Source organism: Mangrovactinospora gilvigrisea (genome assembly GCF_001879105.1).
GTDB lineage: Bacteria > Actinomycetota > Actinomycetes > Streptomycetales > Streptomycetaceae > Mangrovactinospora > Mangrovactinospora gilvigrisea.
In genome coordinates this window covers 1-3,827 of sequence record NZ_MLCF01000169.1, presented here as the reverse complement: position 1 = coordinate 3,827, position 3,827 = coordinate 1, and the positions used below count along the sequence as shown (strand labels likewise).

The following is a 3,827-nucleotide window of genomic DNA, read 5'->3' as shown; positions in this document are numbered from 1 at the left end:
CGGCTTTTCCTCCGGGCGCTTCGTTCTGTCCTTAACCTTACCAGATCTTTTCGGTGGTAATTCCCGGCCGTTTCGGGCAAGGACCACCTGAGGATCGATCAGGTTGCGGTGTTTCCAGACTAGTTGACGTTCGAGGGCTTGTCCAGCTCCCCGAGCAACCTCTCTAGCCTAGAGGTCACCGCCGTCCGAGTCAATGCTCGGTTGGCGGTGAGATGTGACACTAGCAGGTCACCGGGGTGGAATGCACATCGACGGGCTCGGGGGGCCGTCCAGGGAGTCGAGCTCCACTCCCGGGGCGTCGAGGACGACGTCGCCGGCGAGGTGGATGTGCTGGGGCTCCCCCGTGTCGACGTCCACGACCTGGTACTTCTCCACCGTCAGGGGGCCGTCGTCGGTGGGGTGGGACTCCGTGCCGAGCAGGGTCCACCGCTGCTCCGCGAGGTGCGCGGCGAGGACCGGATGGGTGACGGCGACCAGGCGGACGCGGATCCCGTCCGCGGTGGGACGGAGCAGGCGCGCGAGGGCGACGAGGAATCCGGGTGACCGGCCGGTGAAGGCGCGGGCCGGGGCGTTGCCGTCCTGGGTCTCGCCGAGGCCGGCGAGGTCGGCGCGGACCCAGGTGACTCCGTCGAGGGCGGCGCCGCGCAGCTGCCAGTCGGCGGTGCGCAGTTCCAGGCGGAGGGGGCGGAACGCGGAGTCCGTGGTCAGGTCGACGGAGCCGGAGGGGCGTCCGTCGGGGCCGGTGGTGCGGGCGGTGTAGCGCCAGCCGGCCGGGCCGGGGGCGCACCGGAAGTGCTCGGCGCCCAGGGGCGTTCCGTCGTAGGGGTCGGTCAGGAGGTAGCGGCCGGCGGGCATGGGGCCACCCTAGGCGGCGCGAACGGCGCCGCCCCCGGCCGCCCGCGCACGGGCGCGGGTGCCGGGGGCGGCGGTGGTGCGGTGCCGCGGTCGGACCGTCAGTAGCGGTAGTGGTCCGACTTGTAGGGGCCCTCGACGGGGACGCCGATGTAGTCGGCCTGCTCCTTGGTGAGGGTGGTGAGCTTGACGCCCAGGGCGTCGAGGTGGAGGCGGGCCACCTTCTCGTCCAGGTGCTTGGGCAGCCGGTAGACGTCGATCGGGTACTCCTCGGGCTTCGTGAAGAGCTCGATCTGGGCGATCGTCTGGTTCGCGAAGGAGTTGGACATCACGAACGACGGGTGCCCGGTGGCGTTGCCCAGGTTCAGCAGGCGGCCCTCGGAGAGCACGATGATCTTCTTGCCGTCCGGGAACGTCCAGGTGTGGACCTGCGGCTTGACCTCGTCGCGGACGACACCGGGGATGGCGGCGAGGCCGGCCATGTCGATCTCGTTGTCGAAGTGGCCGATGTTGCCGACGATCGCCTGGTGCTTCATCCGGGCCATGTCGGCGGCCTTGATGATGTCCTTGTTGCCCGTGGTGGTGACGAAGATGTCCGCCGTCTCCACCATGTCCTCCAGCGTGGAGACCTGGTAGCCGTCCATCGCCGCCTGGAGGGCGCAGATCGGGTCGACCTCGGTGACGACCACGCGGGCGCCCTGGCCGCGGAGCGACTCGGCGCAGCCCTTGCCGACGTCGCCGTAGCCGCAGACGAGGGCGACCTTGCCGCCGATCAGGACGTCGGTGGCGCGGTTGATGCCGTCGACCAGGGAGTGGCGGCAGCCGTACTTGTTGTCGAACTTCGACTTGGTGACCGAGTCGTTGACGTTGATCGCCGGGAAGAGCAGCGAGCCGTCGCGGTGCATCTCGTAGAGACGGTGCACGCCGGTCGTGGTCTCCTCGGTGACGCCGCGGATCTCTGCGGCGGCCTCCGTCCACTTCTTCGGGCTCTCCGCGAGCGAGCGGTTGAGCAGCTGGAGGACGACGCGGAACTCGTCGCTCTCAGCGGTGGAGGGGTCGGGGGCCTTGCCGGCCTTCTCGAACTCCACACCCTTGTGGACGAGCATGGTGGCGTCGCCGCCGTCGTCCAGGATCATGTTCGGGCCGGGCTGGCCGGGCCAGGTGAGCGCCTGCTCGGTGCACCACCAGTACTCCTCCAGCGTCTCGCCCTTCCAGGCGAAGACCGGGACACCCTGCGGGTTGTCCGGGGTGCCGTCGGGGCCGACGGCGATGGCCGCGGCGGCGTGGTCCTGGGTGGAGAAGATGTTGCAGCTGGCCCAGCGGACGTCGGCGCCGAGGGCGGTGAGCGTCTCGATGAGGACGGCGGTCTGCACCGTCATGTGCAGGGAGCCCATGACGCGAGCGCCGGTGAGCGGCTTGCTGTCGGAGAACTCCTTGCGGATGGACATCAGGCCGGGCATCTCGTGCTCGGCGAGCTGGATCTCCTTGCGGCCGTAGTCGGCAAGGGAGAGGTCGGCGACCTTGAAGTCGCCCTGCGTGAGAGAGGACACCTGTCTCTACTCCTGAAGTCGTCTCGGGAGCGGTCTGGGGTGGCGGCGGACACGCCTGGCGTCCCGGATTCGGGCAGGCCGGAACCGGGTGCCTGGCACGATGCGTCGGTGGTCCTCTCATCCACAGGGAGGGCGCTGGCCGGACCCAGTCGGGACCCTGCCGGCGCCGTCCGCCCGCCATCAGCGCGACGTCCCGCCGTGCCCCACGCTAACACCCTCGCGGGTGGGCCCGGTGAGGGTTTGAGGCCGATTTGGGCCCGGCTCGAGGGCGGTTCGAGCGGACTGCCGGGGGACGAGGATGACGGTGCGTTAGCGTGATCCGGTCATCGAAGGTTAAAGCGTGTACCAAGAACAAGGGTGAGGCTGCGGATGAGTGCGGAGGGCGGCACCAAGGCCGTTGTGGCTGCGCTGAGTTCGAATCTGGCGATCGCGGTGGCGAAGTTCGTGGCGTTCGCGTTCACGGGATCGTCGTCGATGCTGGCCGAGGGCGTGCACTCGGTGGCGGACTCGGGGAACCAGGTCCTGCTGCTGATCGGCGGGAAGCGGGCGCGGCGGCGGGCCACGCCGGAGCACCAGTTCGGGTTCGGGCACGAGCGGTACGTGTACGGGTTCCTGGTGGCGGTGGTGCTCTTCGCGGTCGGCGGGTGCTTCGCCGTGTACGAGGGCGTCCAGAAGATCAGGCATCCGCATCCGCTGGACTCCTGGTACTGGGCGGTGGGGGTGCTGCTCTTCGCGGTGGTGGCGGAGGGGCTGTCCTTCCGGACCGCGATGAAGGAGGGGAACGCGCTGCGGGGGAAGGTGGGCTGGGTGGCCTTCGTCCGGCGCGCGAAGGGCCCCGAGCTGCCGGTGGTGCTGCTGGAGGATTTCGGGGCGCTGATCGGTCTGGTGCTGGCGCTGCTGGGGGTGGGGCTGGCGGAGGTGACGGGGGATCCGGTCTTCGACGGGATCGGAACGCTGTGCATCGGGGTGCTGCTTGTGTGCATCGCGGTGGTGCTGGCGGTGGAGACGAAGTCGATGCTGGTCGGGGAGAGTGCGGGGCCCGAGGCGACGAAGCGGATCCTTGGGGCGCTGGTGAACGGGGAGGATGTGCCGCGGGTGATTCACCTGCGGACGTTGCACCTGGGGCCGGAGGAGTTGTTGGTCTGCGCGAAGGTGGGGGTGCGGCCCGGCTCTTCAGCGGCGGAGGTGGTCGAGGCGATCAACGCGGCGGAGCGGCGGGTGCGGGAGGTGGAGCCGATGGCTCGGGCGGTGTACCTGGAGCCGGACATCTACAGCGAGGCCGCGGCGGAGGCGGGGCCGCGGGCGGAGGCGACGCCGGGTGGGACGGAGTAGTTCGCCGGGGCGCGGTTGACGCGGCGGTGGCGGGGGCGCGGCACGGTCGCGGTTGACGCGGTGCCGGGTTCGCCGCCCCTCCGCCCCGGCACC

The 3,827-nt window shown here is 70.2% G+C and carries 3 protein-coding genes; 1 reads left to right on the top strand and 2 read right to left on the bottom strand.

The features are described 5' to 3' along the window. Positions 1-228: 228 nt before the first annotated feature. A complete protein-coding gene (locus tag BIV57_RS22750) occupies positions 229-855 on the bottom strand; it encodes a hypothetical protein (RefSeq protein WP_071658759.1) in 627 nt (208 codons plus the stop codon). Between the two features lie 98 nt (positions 856-953). Beyond that, positions 954-2,402 (bottom strand): adenosylhomocysteinase, encoded by a 1,449-nt coding sequence (gene ahcY, locus BIV57_RS22745; RefSeq protein WP_071658758.1) that lies wholly within the window; start codon positions 2,400-2,402, stop codon positions 954-956. 369 nt (positions 2,403-2,771) lie between these two features. Here ahcY and BIV57_RS22740 point away from each other — a divergent pair, with 369 nt between their 5' ends. Continuing rightward, a complete protein-coding gene (locus tag BIV57_RS22740) occupies positions 2,772-3,734 on the top strand; it encodes a cation diffusion facilitator family transporter (protein ID WP_071658757.1) in 963 nt (320 codons plus the stop codon). The last annotated feature ends 93 nt before the right edge of the window (positions 3,735-3,827 follow it).